At 47.5% G+C, this 17,278-nt stretch carries 16 protein-coding genes and 1 tRNA gene; 4 read left to right on the top strand and 13 right to left on the bottom strand.

The genetic code is table 11. From position 1 onward, the window contains the following. Positions 1-45 precede the first annotated feature (45 nt). From RF679_RS08525 to RF679_RS08515, 3 genes are read left to right on the top strand one after another with little or no spacing between them, the layout of a single operon-like run. Positions 46-801 (top strand): peptidylprolyl isomerase, encoded by a 756-nt coding sequence (locus RF679_RS08525; RefSeq protein ID WP_309483779.1) that lies wholly within the window; start codon positions 46-48, stop codon positions 799-801. A gap of 31 nt (positions 802-832) precedes the next feature. Continuing rightward, on the top strand, positions 833-1,321 hold the full coding sequence (locus tag RF679_RS08520; RefSeq protein ID WP_309483778.1) for a peptidylprolyl isomerase: 489 nt from the start codon (positions 833-835) through the stop codon (positions 1,319-1,321). A 59-nt stretch (positions 1,322-1,380) separates the two neighbouring features. Next, positions 1,381-2,178 (top strand): UDP-2,3-diacylglucosamine diphosphatase, encoded by a 798-nt coding sequence (locus RF679_RS08515; protein ID WP_309483777.1) that lies wholly within the window; start codon positions 1,381-1,383, stop codon positions 2,176-2,178. Between the two features lie 37 nt (positions 2,179-2,215). Here RF679_RS08515 and cysE read toward each other — a convergent pair whose 3' ends face one another. The 3 genes from cysE to rnr form a co-directional block, all read right to left on the bottom strand. Continuing rightward, positions 2,216-2,962: a serine O-acetyltransferase gene (gene cysE, locus RF679_RS08510; protein WP_309483776.1), complete on the bottom strand. Its 747-nt coding sequence runs from the start codon at positions 2,960-2,962 to the stop codon at positions 2,216-2,218. 92 nt (positions 2,963-3,054) lie between these two features. Beyond that, the gene (rlmB, locus tag RF679_RS08505) at positions 3,055-3,810 is read right to left on the bottom strand and encodes a 23S rRNA (guanosine(2251)-2'-O)-methyltransferase RlmB (RefSeq protein ID WP_309483775.1); all 756 of its coding nucleotides are present in this window, start codon (positions 3,808-3,810) and stop codon (positions 3,055-3,057) included. A gap of 129 nt (positions 3,811-3,939) precedes the next feature. Next, positions 3,940-6,456, bottom strand: a complete 2,517-nt coding sequence (gene rnr, locus RF679_RS08500; RefSeq protein ID WP_309483774.1) for a ribonuclease R — start codon at positions 6,454-6,456, stop codon at positions 3,940-3,942. A gap of 385 nt (positions 6,457-6,841) precedes the next feature. On the opposite strand from rnr, the gene RF679_RS08495 reads away from it, so the two are divergent. Beyond that, positions 6,842-6,926 (top strand) — tRNA-Leu (locus RF679_RS08495). Positions 6,927-7,159: 233 nt separating this feature from the next. On the opposite strand, the gene RF679_RS08490 is transcribed toward RF679_RS08495, so the two are convergent. The 10 genes from RF679_RS08490 to RF679_RS08445 all read right to left on the bottom strand — a co-directional run bounded on the left by RF679_RS08490 (position 7,160) and on the right by RF679_RS08445 (position 17,273). Next, positions 7,160-7,693: a phosphoribosyltransferase gene (locus RF679_RS08490; RefSeq protein WP_309483773.1), complete on the bottom strand. Its 534-nt coding sequence runs from the start codon at positions 7,691-7,693 to the stop codon at positions 7,160-7,162. A gap of 15 nt (positions 7,694-7,708) precedes the next feature. Further along, positions 7,709-9,022 carry an adenylosuccinate synthase gene (locus tag RF679_RS08485; RefSeq protein WP_309483772.1) on the bottom strand — a complete coding sequence of 438 codons (1,314 nt, stop codon included), beginning with the start codon at positions 9,020-9,022 and terminating at the stop codon, positions 7,709-7,711. A 6-nt stretch (positions 9,023-9,028) separates the two neighbouring features. Further along, positions 9,029-10,180 carry an ATP phosphoribosyltransferase regulatory subunit gene (locus RF679_RS08480; protein ID WP_309483771.1) on the bottom strand — a complete coding sequence of 384 codons (1,152 nt, stop codon included), beginning with the start codon at positions 10,178-10,180 and terminating at the stop codon, positions 9,029-9,031. A gap of 112 nt (positions 10,181-10,292) precedes the next feature. Next, complete coding sequence (gene hflC, locus RF679_RS08475; RefSeq protein WP_309483770.1) at positions 10,293-11,189, bottom strand: protease modulator HflC; 897 nt, start codon at positions 11,187-11,189, stop codon at positions 10,293-10,295. Between the two features lies 1 nt (position 11,190). Beyond that, the gene (hflK, locus tag RF679_RS08470) at positions 11,191-12,444 is read right to left on the bottom strand and encodes an FtsH protease activity modulator HflK (RefSeq protein WP_309483769.1); all 1,254 of its coding nucleotides are present in this window, start codon (positions 12,442-12,444) and stop codon (positions 11,191-11,193) included. A gap of 82 nt (positions 12,445-12,526) precedes the next feature. Continuing rightward, positions 12,527-13,663, bottom strand: a complete 1,137-nt coding sequence (gene hflX, locus RF679_RS08465; RefSeq protein ID WP_309483768.1) for a GTPase HflX — start codon at positions 13,661-13,663, stop codon at positions 12,527-12,529. 43 nt (positions 13,664-13,706) lie between these two features. Then, positions 13,707-13,943: an RNA chaperone Hfq gene (hfq, locus tag RF679_RS08460; RefSeq protein ID WP_186889331.1), complete on the bottom strand. Its 237-nt coding sequence runs from the start codon at positions 13,941-13,943 to the stop codon at positions 13,707-13,709. A gap of 148 nt (positions 13,944-14,091) precedes the next feature. Continuing rightward, positions 14,092-15,435, bottom strand: a complete 1,344-nt coding sequence (gene der, locus RF679_RS08455; protein WP_309483767.1) for a ribosome biogenesis GTPase Der — start codon at positions 15,433-15,435, stop codon at positions 14,092-14,094. An 8-nt stretch (positions 15,436-15,443) separates the two neighbouring features. Next, positions 15,444-16,592, bottom strand: coding sequence for an outer membrane protein assembly factor BamB (gene bamB / locus RF679_RS08450; protein ID WP_309483766.1), 1,149 nt, complete (start codon positions 16,590-16,592; stop codon positions 15,444-15,446). 12 nt (positions 16,593-16,604) lie between these two features. Then, complete coding sequence (locus RF679_RS08445; protein ID WP_309483765.1) at positions 16,605-17,273, bottom strand: YfgM family protein; 669 nt, start codon at positions 17,271-17,273, stop codon at positions 16,605-16,607. Positions 17,274-17,278 lie beyond the last annotated feature (5 nt).

Below are 17,278 nucleotides of genomic sequence, written 5' to 3'. Positions count from 1 at the left end.
ACAACACTAACAACACTAAATTCTTCACTAACAAGAGGGTAAAGAATGAAATCAATTAAAGCTCTAGATCGTTTGAGAATTATCTGCCTTAGCTTATTGATGATCGCTGGTAGTGCATTCGCGCAAACGAGCGAGCCAACTTCCCAAAATGTGGAAGCAGCTCCAGCCTCACAGGCAACACTTACTCAAGAAGTATCCCAACCTGTAATTAAGAAAAATTACCCACGAGTGAAGCTCAAAACGAATGTCGGAGATATCGTTTTAGAGCTATATAACGACAAAGCGCCAAAGACTGTTGAAAACTTCCTTCGCTATGTCAAGAAGGGGCAGTACAACAACACCATCTTCCATCGCGTGATCGATAACTTCATGATTCAAGGCGGCGGCATGGATGTAAAAATGCGTGAGAAACCGGTCGACGCTCCTATCGTTAATGAAGCCAAGCTTGCGTCCGAACAAGGATTAAAAAATGAGATTGGGACAATCGCCATGGCACGTATGGAAGACCCCAATTCCGCCCGTGCACAGTTTTACATTAACGTGAACAACAACGATTTCCTAGACTACCAAGCTTTAGCCGATGGTGATCCCGTCGCTATCATGCGCAACGGTAGTTCGATGACTTTGCCGCGTCGCAAAGCAGTCATACTCGCGGCAGGTTACACACCATTTGGCAAGGTTACAGAAGGCTGGGAAACAGTGGAAAAAATCAAATCTGCTCCCACCAGTCCATTGGGCATTCATCAAAACGTCCCGAACAAACCTATCACAATCATCAGTATCCAACTGTTGAAGAATTAATTCACAAATTATCGGTACAGGAGAATTTAATATGGCAGTCGTACTCACTACAAATCATGGTGCAATCAAAATTGAGCTCAACGCAGAAAAAGCTCCCAAAACTGTCGCCAACTTCTTAAGCTATGTAGAGTCTGGCCATTACACCGGCACCATCTTTCATCGCGTGATCGCAGGTTTCATGATTCAAGGCGGCGGCTTTGAAGTAGGCATGAAACAAAAGCCAACCAATGCACCGATCGAGAACGAAGCTAAAAATGGTTTAAAAAATGTGCGTTATGCAGTCGCCATGGCACGCACCAGTGATCCGCATTCTGCCTCGGCTCAATTCTTCATTAACACAACCAAAAACGATTTCCTTGACTATCCAGGTCAAGATGGTTGGGGCTATTGCGTGTTTGGTGAAGTGGTCGAAGGTAAAGAAGTTGTCGACAAAATCTCTGCATCCAAAACGACACGCTCTGGTATGTTCTCAGATGTCCCAGTTGAAAACATCATTATTGAAAAAGCCGAAATCGTTTAATCAAAGTTTTCGTATTTTGTCTATTTGAAAAATACCTTGCTCCCTTCTTTGGACTCAAAGTGAATTCCGATCAAATTAAGATATCGAAGAACCAGCAGTTTCCTGCAATGTTCGTTTCCGATATTCACTTGAGTCCAGCCGCACCCAAGACTGCTGAACGTTTTCTCGCTTTCCTGAACGATCAAGCCAGGTGCGCGCAACGTCTATATCTCTTGGGCGATATTTTTGAGTATTGGGCTGGCGACGATGATTTAGAGAGTCCCGAGCATCAAGAAACAATAGGCGCTCTCAAAACTCTCGTACAGTCGGGCACTGAACTCTTTTGGATCGCTGGCAACCGTGATTTTTTGGTTGGTCAAACATTTGCCGCACATGTGGGCATCACACTACTGCCTGACCCATTTAGTCTCATAATCGGGGGACGCAAGCTGGTCTTATCTCATGGTGATGAGCTGTGCACCGATGATATTGAATACATCAAGTTTCGCACGATGGTGCGGCACCCCGATTGGCAAGCTCAATTTTTAGCGCAAGATCTCGCACAAAGAAAAGCAATCATTTCGCACATGCGCCAGAAAAGCCACGAAGAACAACAAGGCAAAGCCATGTCGATAATGGATGTGAACGCGACTGCAGTGAAAAATCTGCTCGTAAAATATCCAGGCTACGATCTCATTCACGGCCACACGCATCGCCACGCAATTCATCAGGAACAAGCTGGCACACGTTACGTTCTGCCTGATTGGGATTTTGATGGCGGAGGCTCCCACCGCGGCGCTTTTCTCGCACTCGACACCGCTGGACTGTTGCACTTTGAGTACATCGCTGACGCGGTACATCTTACTTCTCCCCCATAAATTTGGGAGTTCACTCCGGGTGAGATCGCGAAGCGTTTTAATCCACTAATTGTGAGATTTCTTCTGCATCAAAGCGTTTTTCGCTAAGGGCTTTTTCGCAAACAATTCCTGCACCAAGAATAGCCGAACGTAGTCGTTCAATTTCCTCTTGCTGCGAGCACACATGCTCACTCAATTGTTTAAACGCTCTTGAAATGGGATCATCGCCATTCGGATTCAAACCATAAGCACTGAAACCTTGATCCTGATTGAGCTCCGCTTTTTCACTCGCAGACTTAATAATATGCGCAGGATTCCCCACAGCTGTCGCGCCAGCCGGCACCGGTTTAGTCACCACAGAGTTACTACCAATTTTCGCGCCAGCTCCCACGGTAAAACTGCCCAGCACCTTGGCGCCGGCACCAACGATGACACCCGCCTCCAAAGTTGGGTGGCGTTTGGCGCCTTTCGTTAAAGAGGTACCGCCGAGTGTTACGCCTTGGTAAATTGTGCAGTCGTCACCAATCACGGCCGTTTCACCGATCACCACGCCCATGCCGTGGTCAATAAACACACGACGCCCGATGGTTGCAGCCGGATGAATTTCAATGCCTGTCAAAAATCGTGCGATCTGTGCGATGAAACGTGCTAACCATTTCAGACCATGACTCCAGCACCATGCGGCCCATCCATGCATAACTAGCGCCTGCAAGCCCGGATAACAAGTAATGACATCCCAAGTATTGCGTGCCGCAGGGTCACGTTCAATGATATTGGCAATGTCTTCTCGAAGGCGCTTAAACATGTTTTATAGAAAAAAATAACTACACTAGTGAAAACACTAGTGTAGTCCGATTTGAAAATTCTTGCAGATACTGGGCTAAGCTACTTGTAAGCTTATGCACCCGGGACTACAGCTGCAGCGGTGCGTTGACGGCGCGCTTCGTATAAGCAAACACCCGATGCAACTGAGACGTTCAAACTTTCTACTGAGCCGAACATCGGAATTTGAGCGAGCACATCGCAAGTCTCGCGCGTCAAACGACGCATCCCCTCGCCTTCACTACCCATAACAATCGCCACGCCCACTTTGAGATCAACATCATAGATCGTTTTCTCGACATCGTCGGTAGTGCCAACCACCCAGATATCACGCTCTTTTAGATCACGCATTGTACGTGCCAAATTCGTCACGGTAATATAAGGCACTGTCTCAGCAGCACCACTCGCAACTTTCATCGCCGTCGCATTCAAGCCAACTGCTCGATCTTTTGGAGCGATGACCGCATGCGCACCGACGCCATCAGCAACACGCAGGCAAGCACCCAAATTGTGTGGATCAGTCACACCATCGAGAATCAACAGGAGTGGTGGCCCCTCAATTGCATCGAGCAATTCATCCAGATTTCTAGCCAAAGACAAAGCACCTGCTTTCGCCACCACACCTTGATGGCGACGCGTGCCGACGATGTTCGATAGGCGTTGATCATCGGCTTGAATAATCCGTATACCCGCCTCTTTTGCCGCATGGATCAAATCCTGCATGCGACGATCGAATCGTTCGCTATCGACATAAATTTCTTCGACCGTAGACGCTTCGTGACGAATGCGTGAAGTGACGGCATGGAAGCCAAAAATCATTTTACTTTTCATGTATATCTCTTTTTTCCAGCTCGCCGAAAAAGCACGAGCAAATATCAAAACTTTCTAAAATCTTCTATAGCGATGCAACGCCGCTTTTTCGCCGCTTTTTCGCCGCTTTTTCGCCGCTTTTTCGCCGCTTTATCGCCGCTTAGTTCGGCTAGGCTTAGCGCTCTTTGCGACATTTTTCGATTTACGTGGACTACTCGCTGCCCCCTTCTTGGACTTAGCAGGCTTACTTACATGCGTCTTGGCGACGACCTGTTCTGGATAACGCGCCGTCGTCTTAGTCGAAATATGTCCGTGAGCCCCGCGTTGTTTTGAATCGCGTTCACGACTCTCGACCTCTTTAGCTGACGACGCTTTACGCTTACTACCACGCACGGGTTCCATATCTTCGTAATCATACGACTTCGGAATGCGCTGCGGCGCTGCGCTACTTGGTAACGCCAAATCAATCTTACGTGCATCCATATCCACACGGCTGACCTGCACTTTGATTTTGTCCGTCAATTGATAGCGCTTACCACTACGTTCGCCACGCAACTCATGACGAGCCTCATCGAATTGAAAATAATCCGCACCGAGATCGGTAATATGAACGAGGCCTTCCACGAACATTTCATCAAGTTGCACGAATAAACCAAACTGTGTGACACCTGTGATGGTGCCCATGTATTCTTCACCGAGGCGATTCTTCATGAAGTAGCACTTGAGCCAAGCTTCAACATCACGTGAGGCTTCATCAGCCCGTCGCTCATTGGCAGAGCAATGAGTGCCTAGCATGTCCCAAATCGTATTTTCTTTTTGTGGCCGCTCTTTACCTGCAGCTCTATCTGCCGCCATTTGCTTACGTGCTGCATTCGAAATCGCCATATTGAGGACGCTGGTATCGATCCCTTTAGGTTCGTACTTCTTGCCTTGCAAAATGGCCTTGATAGCACGATGCGTCAACAAGTCGGGATAGCGTCGAATCGGGCTGGTGAAATGAGCGTAGGCATCATAAGACAATCCAAAGTGTCCGATATTCTCAGGACTATAGACCGCTTGCTGCATGGAGCGGAGCAACATGGTTTGTAGCAATTGAGCATCCGGACGCTGCTTAATTTTTTCCATTAGCTGCGCATAATCCGATGCGGCTGGACTATCGCCACCAGACAGGCTCAAGCCGACTTGTCGCAAGAAATTGCGCACTTGCGTGAGCTTCTCTTTGGTTGGCCCCGCATGCACGCGGTACACGCCAAGGTGCTCGAACTCTTGTAGCAAACTCGCCGCACACACGTTGGCCGCCAACATGCACTCTTCAATTAAGCGATGCGCATCGTTACGAGTACGTGGCAAGATCTTCTCAATCTTGCCATTGACGTTCGCCACGATGTATGTTTCGGTGGTCTCGAAATCAATCGCCCCGCGACGATGGCGCGCCTTCAACAAGGCTTGGAATACGCCGTACAGATTCAAAAGATCGTCGATTAAATCGGCACGTTTCGCCGCCTCGGGTCCTTTGGTATTTCCTAAAATCGCCGCTACTTCAGTGTAGGTGAAGCGTGCCGCTGAATGCATCACCGCAGGATAAAACTGATAGGCATTAATATCGCCATCAGCCGTAATCACCATATCGCACACCAGGCACAATCGATCGACGTTTGGGTTCAAAGAACACAAGCCATTCGACAACTTCTCTGGCAACATCGGAATGACTCGGCGAGGGAAATAGACCGAGGTGCTACGCAAGAGAGCCTCTTCATCCAAGGCGTCATTTGGCTTCACATAATGACTGACATCGGCGATCGCTACCAGCAAGCGAAAACCTTTTGCGCGACCGATTTTCACGGGAGTACAATAAACCGCATCGTCAAAGTCCCGCGCATCTTCACCATCAATCGTCACTAATGGGATGTCGCGCAAATCAACACGATCGACGAGGTCGCCTTCACCGACTTCAGTCGGCAATTTTGCTGCTGCCTTCTTGGCGCGATCAGAAAACTCGTGAGGCACGCCAAATTTTCGAACTGCGATTTCGATCTCGATACCGGGGTCATCAATTTCTCCAAGAATCTCGACCACTTTACCAATCGCTTGTGAGTATTTGGTCGGTTGTTCGATCAACTCGACGCTGACGACTTGCCCAGCGCGTGCCTTCCCTGGCGAACCAGCCAACAGAATATCTTGATTGATGCGATTATCTTCCGGCGCGACCAACCATACACCATTCTCATTGATTAAACGCCCAATGATATGTGTATTGCCGCGCTCGAGAATTTCATAGACAGACCCTTCAAGGCGCCCTTTTCTATCGGTACCGACAACGCGCGCACTGACTCGATCGCCATTCAAAATGCGCGTCATCTCGCGATCTGGCAAAAACAAGTCTGGGCTACCATCGTCTGGCGTTAAAAAGCCATAGCCATCGCGATGACTAGTCACACGGCCAACGATGAGATTATTTTGAGGTAGTAAAGTGTAGCCGCCATTCTTATCTTGTTTGAGTTGGCCATCACGTTCCATGGCTTTGAGTCGTCTGGTCATACCTTCGATCTCCTCAGCGTGTACACCTAGTTTTTTTGCGATCAGAGTCGGTTTCACTGCAATCTTTGCATCGCGCAAAACAGCAAGAATATCTTCTCGACTCGGAATGGGGTAATGATGTTTGTTCAAATTATTTAAAACTCTTCTTATATATAAAACTAATGTTTTTCTTGTGACTGTACTTGGTACAGCATGTTGTTCAATCTACCGAACGAAAGCAAAGTTGTCTAGCGAGGATCCCGCTACGCTCATCAAATGCTACAAACTGATCAACTAATCAACTGATCAATCAGTTCCAAGCTGTCTTGAGCAATTCCCAATTTAAAGTACTAGTAACTAGTGTAATTGGCTATCGATTTCCCATCTAGCATTTAACGAATGATGATCTTCTTTTCGCGCCGGCCGTGATCAACACTGCTCGAGAATACTACATGCAAACTTAAGTTCAGTAGGAGAGTTGGACCGAAAATAGATTGACTTTGCAGTACGTTACTTTATAATCTTGGTCTCCGTTGCCCACGTGGCGGAATTGGTAGACGCGCATGGTTCAGGTCCATGTGCCTTCGGGTGTGGGGGTTCGAGTCCCTCCGTGGGCACCACAGTTTTTAAGGAAAGCCGCAGAATGAAAGTTCTGCGGCTTTTTTCTTTTCTTACACCAGCGATTTTGGAACTCTCAGGTTTTCATCTGAATTTCTACAACCGTTCGCCCCCTCACTGAACTCGATGAAACGTAAGAATCAACTTGGGGGGGAGATCTTCATCGAAAGCAATCACTCGACAGTCGCTCGAAACTTACTTGATCCCTATAGTTCCACAAACTGAATATTGACAATTATCCTTGTGCCTCAGCGTGCTCTTTTTTGAGGTCAGCAATACTGAACGAATCGTAGATTTCGAATGGTTGGTGAATCCAAGGAGAACCTTCAACAAACTCAACATAGTAATCAGGCATCATCTTCGAAACACTCTTGGCCCATAAACTCGCAGACTTCATTTCGGTTATACCCGTGTACCGCTGGCGCAAACACTTGTCCACCTCGAGGAAAGTTAATCCTGAATCAGCCAAGTCATCGAGCAATAATACACGCCCCTCCAACTGACCACTGAGTCCGGAAATATGTTCGCCGATCAATAGCTGTTGATGTTCTTGCCCGCCCTCACCTCGGTAAGAGCTAACAGTCAAAATATTCAAAGATTTTTTGAATAGACGAGAGAAAACATCCCCGATGCGAAGGCCTCCGCGAGCGAGACAAACCATGTGATCGAACTGCCACCCAGAATCATGCACTTGGATGGCGAGGCGCTCGATCAAATGGTTATAGTCATCCCAACTTATCCACAAATCGGTCTTAAGATTTTCAGACATTGAGAGTCGCGCCGATTATTGGAATGGATGACGCAAGACGATCGTCTCTTCGCGATCCGGGCCAGTCGATACCATATCAATTGGTACGCCAACCAACTCTTCGATACGCTTGATGTAATTGCGTGCATTAAGTGGTAAAGCATCCATCGATTTTGCGCCAACCGTCGATTCAGACCAACCTGGCATTTCCTCGTAAATAGCAACGCAACGCGCCGCTTCTTCAGCGCCCGACGGGAAGATATCGACCGCTTTACCATCGATGGTATAGCCAGTGCACAATTTCAATGACTCAAGACCGTCGAGTACGTCTAGTTTCGTCAAGCACATCCCCGACACACCATTGATCTGCACGGAGCGCTTCAACAATGCCGCATCAAACCAACCGCAACGACGCGCGCGACCAGTGACTGTACCGAATTCATGGCCAACACTCGCCAAGTGCTTACCTACGCCTTGATCAGTCGGCAATTCAGATGGGAAAGGACCAGAGCCAACACGTGTGGTGTAGGCCTTTGTAATACCTAAAATGTAGTGCAACATACCAGGACCTACACCGGAACCTGCCGCAGCATTACCTGCCACGCAGTTGCTAGATGTCACAAACGGGTAGGTACCGTGATCGATGTCCAACAAACTACCTTGTGCGCCTTCAAACAACAGGCTACCGCCTGCTTTGTAAGCTGCATACAAGGCACTAGAAACGTCTGTCACCATAGGGCGAATACGTTCAACATCGCGCATCGCATCTTCATAGGTTTTCTGGAAATCTACCGGCGCTGCCTTCAAGTAATTCACCAAGACATAGTTGTGGTATTCCAAATTCTCTTTGAGCTTTTCAGCAAAGCGTTCGGCATTGAGAAGGTCTGCCACGCGAATCGCACGACGTGCGACTTTATCTTCATACGCAGGTCCAATGCCCTTTCCGGTTGTACCGATCTTCGCATCGCCACGCGCCGCTTCACGCGCTGCATCGAGTGCTGTGTGATAAGGCAAAATAACTGGACATGCTTCTGAGATCTTCAAACGTGAGCAAACTTCCACGCCATTGGCTTGCAGCTTATCGATTTCACGCAACAAATCTGGGACGGATAACACCACACCATTACCGATGTAGCAGGCAGTGCCTGGGCGCATGATACCGGATGGGATTAATTGCAAAGCAGTTTTCTGACCGCCGATTACCAAAGTATGGCCTGCATTATGACCACCTTGAAAACGCACCACACCTTGTGCGTGATCGGTCAACCAATCAACAATCTTACCTTTTCCTTCGTCGCCCCATTGCGTACCAATAACAACGACATTTTTTGCTGGTTTATTTTGTGACATCGCTCATCAACCTACAGTTTTTAAAATCCATTGACCATTTTCAAATGCCATCGTACGAGTGCATTCAAATTCATCTTGTTCGTTCTCGTGCCCCGGCAAATTCTGAATGACGACATGACCGGTCGCTCGTAATTCTTTAATTTTTTTCCGCAAAGAAGGATCCACACTCCAAGGGGCCAAGATAGCATCCTTGGGTTCGGCGATTGGCATCAAACCAGCCAATTCACGTAGATCCAGTGAGAAGCCTGTGGCGGGACGCGCACGTCCAAATGCCTCGCCGACATGATCATATCGGCCACCACGCGCCACAGCATTTGGCAAGCCTGGCACAAATGCATTAAACATTACACCGCTGTGATAGTGGTAACCACGCAGATCAGCCAAATCCACCGTCACTTTTGCCGTGCCAGCCAAATCAACTAAGTATTCCAATTCATTCAATGCTAGCGCAATACCATCGAGTTTTGGCAAAATTTCGCTGGCTTTTTGAATAATCGCCTTATCCCCGTACAAGTTTGGCAAGTCCAGCAAGGCTTGACGCAACACTGGCTCAAAATCGACGCTGAGGGCTTTCAATCCTGGCAAGTCCTTTGCCTCTAATAGGCTAAACAATTGGTTTTCAGCCACCTTTGCTTTCGGATCAAGCTCTAACAATGAGCGTAGCACACCAACATGGCAGAGATCCAAACGTACTTCGGAAATATTAGCGAGTGCGAGTGATGCCAACACCAATTCCTGAATCTCTGCATCGGCTTCTAAGCCTGCATGTCCATAAATCTCACCACCAATTTGCAAAGGCTCGCGCGTCGCATGCAACCCGGACGGACGTGTGTGCAAAGTGCTTCCTGCATAGCAAAGGCGTGTGATCGACTTACGATTCAACAAATGGGCATCAATACGAGCCACCTGCGTGGTCATATCGGCACGGATACCCATAGTACGACCCGAAATTTGATCCACCAATTTAAAAGTACGCAGATCAAGATCTTGCCCTGCACCAGTCAATAGCGACTCGATGTATTCAAGCATTGGCGGCATGACTAACTCATAGCCGTAGCGCCGGAAATTATCTAGCAGCAAACGACGCAACTCTTCAATCTTGCGCGCTTCAGATGGGAGAACATCGGCAATATTCTCAGGTAGTAGCCAGTTAGGCATGACGATCCAATTAACTAATCAAGAGCGAGCGAACATTTTTTGACGCTCTTTAAAATCACAAAAGACTGCCAGCCCGAAAGCTGGCAGTCCACACGTAAGACACGAATACAAATTATTTTTTACTTGGTGCAGCAGTAGCAGCGGCGCCTGGCGCTTTAAAGTACTTGAAGAACTCTGAATTCTGATCAACCACCATCACATCACTTTTGTTCTTGAAGCTGGCACGATAAGCTTCTAAGCTCCGATAAAACTTGTAAAACTCCGCATTTTGGCTAAACGCTTGCGAATAAATCTTTGCAGCTTCCGCATCACCCGCACCACGAATCGATTCCGCTTCTTTGTAAGCTTCTGCGAGAATCACGATGCGTTGACGATCCGCATCCGCGCGAATCTTCTCTGATTCAGCAAATCCAGTTGAGCGCAGTTCATTCGCAACACGACTACGCTCTGACTTCATACGATCGAAAACAGAACCAATATTCTCGTTCACATATTCAACGCGCTTCAAGCGAACATCGACAATTTCGACGCCGATCTGTTTCGCTTCTTCTGTCACTTTGGCGCGAATCGCTTGCATCACTTTGTCACGTTCACCGGAAATCACATCACGTACTGAGCGTTTTGTAATTTCCTCATTTAAAGCGGCCTTCACAATCTGCGATAGGCGATCACCTGCACGCGACTCTGCACCACTGAAACTAACGTAGTACAACTTTGGATCAATGATGTGCCACTTCACGAAAGTGTCGACCAAAATATTTTTCTTTTCGGCTGTAATGAAACGATCCGCATCAGGAGATTCGATCGTCAAAATACGCTTATCCAAAAACATCACGTTCTGAAATGGCGCAGGCAATTTGAAATGTAATCCAGGTTGACTGACGACCGATTTCACTTCACCAAAGGCAAACACAATCGCATGCGACTTTTGATCAACGACAAAAACTGTCGAATACAAAACCAATAAGGCAATACCAACAGAGAATAAAAATGAAAGCAAACGATTCATATTAGCGCCCCTCTCTCTCGCGAGAATCTCGTGCTCGACTATCTTTGCTCGCCCGCACCTCTACGGTTGGAACTTCAATTGGCGCCGCATTGACTACCGGCGCGGAAGCTCGCGTGGAATTCGCCTCATTCCCGACAATTTTATCGAGCGGTAAATACATCATGTTGCCGGCGTTTTTCGCATCAATCATTAACTTTGTTGTACTGGTGAAGATTTGCTGCATCGTTTCCAAATACATGCGATCACGGGTCACTGCAGGTGCCTTTTGATACTCGGTCAACACTTGTTTAAAACGTGCAGCATTACCTTCCGCCGTTGCGACCACTTTAGAACGATAACCCTCAGCATCTTGGAGCATACGAGATGCTTCACCACGCGCTTTCGGAATCACATCATTTGCGTAAGCCTGTCCTTCATTTTTTTGGCGTTCCTTATCCTGGCCCGCTTTCATCGCATCATCAAAAGCTTCTTGAACTTGTTCTGGTGGCTGTACGGCCTGCATAGTCACGTTCGTCACATGTACGCCGGAGTTATAACGATCCAACACTTGCTGCATCAAGGTATTAACGTCCCGTGCAACTTCTTCGCGGCCTTGATACAAAACGAAATCCATTTTGCTTTTACCAACCACTTCACGAATCGAAGTTTCAGCCACTTGCAACACCATCTCTTCGGTATTGGCGTTGTTATACAGCCACTTAGCTGCATCATTGAGTTTGTACTGAACTGCGAACTGAATATCGATAATATTCTCGTCATCAGTCAACATCAGTGACTCTTTTGCGAGCTTATTCTTTGGATTATTTCGATAACCGACTTCTACAGTACGAACCTGCTGTACATTTACAATTTCATGATTCTGGATCGGGCTTGGCCAGCGCCAATTAAAACCGGAACCAGTCTGATAACTGTACTTACCAAATGTGGTAACGACACCAGTTTGCCCCTCTTGCACAATGAAGAAGCCACTGATCATCCAGAAGAATGCCGCAACAGCCAGAATAACTACAATGCCAAGCTTGGCAGCATCGGTACCCGCACCATCACCGCCACTTTGACCACCGCCATTACCGTTGCCATTCTTGCCAAACATGCGAGCAAGAGACTGATTGAAATCACGCCAAAGCTGATCTAAGTCAGGCGGCCCATCCTCTTGCTTCTTGTCGTCGCGCTTACCATCTTTCGATCCGCGCCCCCACTCAGGGTCGTTAAGCGACAAGTGAGGCTTCATTTTTTTAAAAAAGGGAATCTGCATTCGTCTTCTACCCACCGGTTAGTCATTCCAACAAATCAAACGATTCTCACCAAATTCTTTGAGGTGAACCCAAAACTAAGTCTTACTGATCCAAAGTACGTGAATCCTCAAGCAGATCTGGGCTACCCTCGTCAGTTTCAAGGTCTTTCTGCTGAAAGTCTTGCATTAGCTCGACAATCGCTGCTCGCAATACATCGAGTCCAGCACCTGTCTTTGCACTAACGAACACTCTTGCGATTTTACCATATTCATCGCGTTCAAATCCGGGCTCTAGAGTCGTCTGATCAATCTTATTCCAAACCAGAAGTTGTGGGATGTGATCTGCACCGATCTCTTTCAAGACCAAATTCACTTGTTCAATTTGATCTGCACGAACTGCACTTCCAGCATCAACCACATGCAGTAACAAATCAGCATGAATCGTCTCTTCCAAAGTCGCTCGGAATGAGGCAACTAATTGATGCGGTAGATCACGAATAAATCCCACCGTATCAGACACAACAATATTCCCAGCTCCCTCGAGATATAAGCGCCGAGAAGTTGTATCGAGAGTTGCGAACAACTGATTTGCCGCATACGTACCTGCTTTCGTGAGCGTATTGAAAAGCGTAGATTTTCCCGCATTGGTATAACCGACCAAGGAAACGGAAAAAGTTTTATTACGCCCACGGGATCGACGTTGAGTCTCGCGCTGCTTATGAAGCTTGGCCATTTTGGCCTTCAACATCTTGACTCGTTCACCCAGCAAACGTCGGTCAGTCTCGAGCTGGGTCTCACCAGGACCGCGCAAACCAATACCACCCTTCTGACGCTCTAAGTGAGTCCAGCCCCGTACTAATCGTGTCGCCAAATGTTGGAGTTGCGCTAATTCGACCTGAACTTTACCTTCATGGCTCTTAGCTCGCTGGGCAAAAATATCGAGAATAAGACTAGTGCGATCAATTACGCGCACTTTAAGGTGACGTTCGAGGTTACGTTGCTGCGCTGGGGACAGCGCATGATTAAAGATGACGATGTCAAGCTTGAGATCACCAACAGCATCGGAGATCTCATCCGCCTTACCTGAGCCGACAAATAAAGCGGCGTCAGGACTCAATCTTTTACAGGAGATGGTTGTAATCGTCTCAGCCCCCGCAGTCAACGCGAGCTGAGAAAGTTCATCTAAACTTGCGGCAAAATCACCTTTGCCAAAGTCCACACCGACTAACGCGGCGCGCATGAGAACCCGCTAAAAAAGCCAATACAGAAATCGTTCAAACAGCTTACTCTGCTTCAGAATCGGAATTAATGCTAACCGCACGCGCTGGAACGACCGTTGAAATTGCGTGTTTGTAGACCATTTGGGTAACTGTATTACGCAACAACACAACATATTGATCAAACGATTCAACATGGCCCTGCAATTTAATACCATTTACCAAATAGATAGAGACGGGAATATGCTCTTTCCGAAGTGCGTTCAAAAATGGGTCTTGTAACAATTGCCCTTTATTGCTCATAACAGCTCCATTATGTTGTTGTGATTAGGAGTTGGGGACGCCTAAAAGTATTTCAAGTGTTCTAAAGATAATAACAATACCACGAGAAAACAATTTTTAAAATACTGCAACACAATTTAACTTCTCAAATTAAATTGTGAACCGTGATTTACTTAGCCTCTTTCGTGAAAGGATTTTTTCCTGATCTAAATTCGATACGTAAAGGTGTACCAGTCAGGGAAAAAGTTTCACGGAAATGCTTTTCGAGATAACGTTTATAACTCTCGCCAATTGCCTCAAGCGCATTGCCATGAATGACAATGATTGGTGGATTTTGTCCACCTTGGTGGGCGTAACGCATCTTAGGACGGATAGATCCTTTTCGTTTCGGCTGCTGATGTTCAACCGCTTCGATCAAAGCGCGCGTCAATTTAGGTGTCGATAAGTTCGCCATCGCAGCATCATAGGCCGCATCAATGGATTTCATCAGTGGGCTAATGCCAGTCGATTTCAAAGCTGAAATGAAGTGAAACTTGGCGAACGTCAGGAAGTTAAGCTTACGCTCGATATCCATTTTGATTTCATCGCGTCGGTCACTCTGCAGGCCATCCCACTTGTTGACACCGACCACCAATGCGCGACCAGATTCCAAAATAAATCCTGCGATATGTGCATCTTGTTCAGAGATATCTTGCTGCGCATCGAGAAGTAAAAGCACTACATTCGCCTCGGACACTGACTTCAATGTCTTAACGACTGAGAACTTTTCAATCGCTTCGAATACCTTACCGCGGCGACGAATACCAGCAGTATCGATCAGGGTATATTGCTGTCCATCACGCTCGAATGGAATCTCAATGGAATCACGCGTTGTACCAGGCATGTCAAAGGCGATCACGCGCTCTTCACCGAGCAAGGTATTGACTAGGGTTGATTTTCCAACATTTGGGCGCCCTACGATGGCAATCTTAATACCCTTCGCAGACTCATCAATATCTTCTTGTTCTTCGGGACGCGAAGCGAGTGCCAAATTCAGCGCCTCATCCACAAGATCGTTCACACCGTCGCCGTGCGCGGCCGAAATCACATAGGGATCGCCCAAACCCAGCTCATAAAAGTCGGCAGTAACGCTGGTGTAACGCATACCCTCGGCTTTATTGACGACCAACATCACAGATCGCCCCGACTTGCGTAGAAAATCTGTGATGGTCTTATCATGCGGCGTCATCCCTTGTCGGCCGTCGACCAGGAAAATCACAACGTCCGCTTCAGCAACAGCTTGCTTAGTCTGCTTCGCCATTTCGTGCATGATGCCTTCTTTAGCGACAGGCTCAAAACCGCCCGTATCAATCACTAAGAATGGTCGCTCACCCACACGCCCTTCGCCATAGTGACGATCACGTGTGAGGCCAGGCAAATCCGCAACCAAAGCATCGCGCGAACGAGTCAATCGGTTGAAGAGCGTTGATTTGCCGACATTTGGACGGCCGATAAGGGCTATAACAGGTTTCATTACTTTATTTATTCCGTCGCGAAAGCGACTACAGTTCCCGATTTAGTTTGCACTACGAGATTATTTCCAACAATAAGAGGTGCTGACACCACTTTACTTCCGTCCGTCGGCATACGCGCGATAAACACCCCATCCTCACGTGAAAGGAAATGGACAAAACCAAAGCGATCACCCACCACAACGGCACGACCAAACGATACTGGAGTCGAAAGATCGCGACGTTTCAGTTTGTCATTCTTCCAAACATTTGCACCACCATTGAGTGCAAAGCCAGATACTGCACCTTGGTTATCAGCCGCGAACACAAAGCGCTCATCAGCTGCAACACCCACCTCACTGGAAATTTCTTTATTCCAACGATTCGATCCATTACTCAGGTCAAAACAACCAACACGACCTTGGTAGGTCGCAGCACAAACGTTTCCTGAGACGATCGCAGGAGCACCAGACATATCAACTACGCGTTCCAGTTCAGTTGCACCTTTAGGTTCTGCGGCGCTCACTTCCCAACGCAAGCCGCCGTTTTGCAAAGCCACGGAGAGCAATTTACCGCCGGGAGTCGAGATATAGGCCATTTGATCTTTGACCGCAATACCCGTAGCAACACGCAAAGTCAAAATCGGCAGCGGACGCTCTAAGGTCCACTTATTACTACCATTTTCCACATCGTAAGCTGCAACACGATTATCGATGGTATGTACCAAGACCACATTATCGGATACAACGGGCGCAGCCAAAATTTCAGACGATGCCTGCATCTTCCAACGTAATTTGCCTCGCGTATCGTAGGCCAACAACAGCCCCTTTTGACCACCAACAACAACAGCTTTTTCGTTTGCGCCGACTCCTGCCGTCAAATTGACATCTGCACGAACTTTCCAAGCTACCTGTCCACTATTCGCATCGATCTTAACAACACTCCCGTCATTCGATGCCGCATAAATAGACGAACCAACTGCAACCGGATTAAAGCTGTACTCACCCGCACCGCCAATGCTGACACTCCAAACCTTCTTAACTGCCATGCTAGGTGTGAATGCCTGCAACTCTGCAGGTGCCGTTTTAGGATCTGGTTTTGAAAATGGGTTCCAAGAACCACAACCCGACAAACACGCCAATAAGACAATGACTGAACTGGAGGCTGGTAATAACTTCATATTTATTCCTAGTTACTTTTTAGCAGGTGCAACGTCGTTTGTTGATTCGAGTGGCCCACCGAGTGCATCTAACTTAATCTGCACTAGCTGGCGACCAGCATGTTTTTCTGCCATTTTATCCAACGCCGATTTGTAGGCTACGCGCGCATCATTGATCTTATCTTGCGCGACCAAAAGGTCCGCCTTATGATCCAAAACGTCGCCCTCAAAATCTTTCGGGAACTCGCCGTTCAATTGCTTATAACCTTCGTCGAAGTTCTTTTCATCAAGCGCAATGGAAGAAAGGCGCAGGCGAGCAATTGCACGAAGCTCAACTGATTTCGCTTTTTCTACAACCCAGTTCAGTTGCGCTTTCGATGCTTTCAAGTCGCCAGCTTCAAACGCACTTTTCGCAGCTGCCATGCTCGCCATTGCCGCATAGCTAGTCGCTGGAAATTTTTCCACAACCGCAGCAGCAGAGGCTTGCACCTTACCGTTATCCTTCAAAGAAGCGGCGCGCTGCACCTCATCGTACATTGCAGAAGCTTCCAATGCTTGTTTATGCTGATAAGTGTTGAAAGCAGTCCAGCCAGCAAATGCCAGCAAGCCTGCAATCGCAATCCAAGTAATCAAATTGCCGTTCTTTTTCCACCAAGCCTTAAGTAACTCGACCTGTTCCTGTTCTTCGTGATCGTATGCCATGTTTT

This window comes from Undibacterium cyanobacteriorum (assembly GCF_031326225.1).
Taxonomy (GTDB): Bacteria; Pseudomonadota; Gammaproteobacteria; order Burkholderiales; family Burkholderiaceae_D; genus Undibacterium; species Undibacterium cyanobacteriorum.
Note: the sequence above shows the minus strand (reverse complement) of the source record. Positions and strands in the feature narration are given on the sequence as shown.

What these genes read in the sequence shown, in the direction of transcription:
- RF679_RS08525 (WP_309483779.1), top strand. Translation starts at nt 46, where the DNA reads ATGAAATCAATTAAAGCTCTAGATCGTTTGAGAATTATCTGCCTTAGC.
- RF679_RS08520 (WP_309483778.1), top strand. Translation starts at nt 833, where the DNA reads ATGGCAGTCGTACTCACTACAAATCATGGTGCAATCAAAATTGAGCTC.
- cysE (WP_309483776.1), bottom strand. Translation starts at nt 2,962, where the DNA reads ATGTTTAAGCGCCTTCGAGAAGACATTGCCAATATCATTGAACGTGAC.
- rlmB (WP_309483775.1), bottom strand. Translation starts at nt 3,810, where the DNA reads ATGAAAAGTAAAATGATTTTTGGCTTCCATGCCGTCACTTCACGCATT.
- RF679_RS08490 (WP_309483773.1), bottom strand. Translation starts at nt 7,693, where the DNA reads ATGTCTGAAAATCTTAAGACCGATTTGTGGATAAGTTGGGATGACTAT.
- RF679_RS08485 (WP_309483772.1), bottom strand. Translation starts at nt 9,022, where the DNA reads ATGTCACAAAATAAACCAGCAAAAAATGTCGTTGTTATTGGTACGCAA.
- RF679_RS08480 (WP_309483771.1), bottom strand. Translation starts at nt 10,180, where the DNA reads ATGCCTAACTGGCTACTACCTGAGAATATTGCCGATGTTCTCCCATCT.
- hflC (WP_309483770.1), bottom strand. Translation starts at nt 11,189, where the DNA reads ATGAATCGTTTGCTTTCATTTTTATTCTCTGTTGGTATTGCCTTATTG.
- hflK (WP_309483769.1), bottom strand. Translation starts at nt 12,444, where the DNA reads ATGCAGATTCCCTTTTTTAAAAAAATGAAGCCTCACTTGTCGCTTAAC.
- hflX (WP_309483768.1), bottom strand. Translation starts at nt 13,663, where the DNA reads ATGCGCGCCGCGTTAGTCGGTGTGGACTTTGGCAAAGGTGATTTTGCC.
- hfq (WP_186889331.1), bottom strand. Translation starts at nt 13,943, where the DNA reads ATGAGCAATAAAGGGCAATTGTTACAAGACCCATTTTTGAACGCACTT.
- der (WP_309483767.1), bottom strand. Translation starts at nt 15,435, where the DNA reads ATGAAACCTGTTATAGCCCTTATCGGCCGTCCAAATGTCGGCAAATCA.
- bamB (WP_309483766.1), bottom strand. Translation starts at nt 16,592, where the DNA reads ATGAAGTTATTACCAGCCTCCAGTTCAGTCATTGTCTTATTGGCGTGT.
- RF679_RS08445 (WP_309483765.1), bottom strand. Translation starts at nt 17,273, where the DNA reads ATGGCATACGATCACGAAGAACAGGAACAGGTCGAGTTACTTAAGGCT.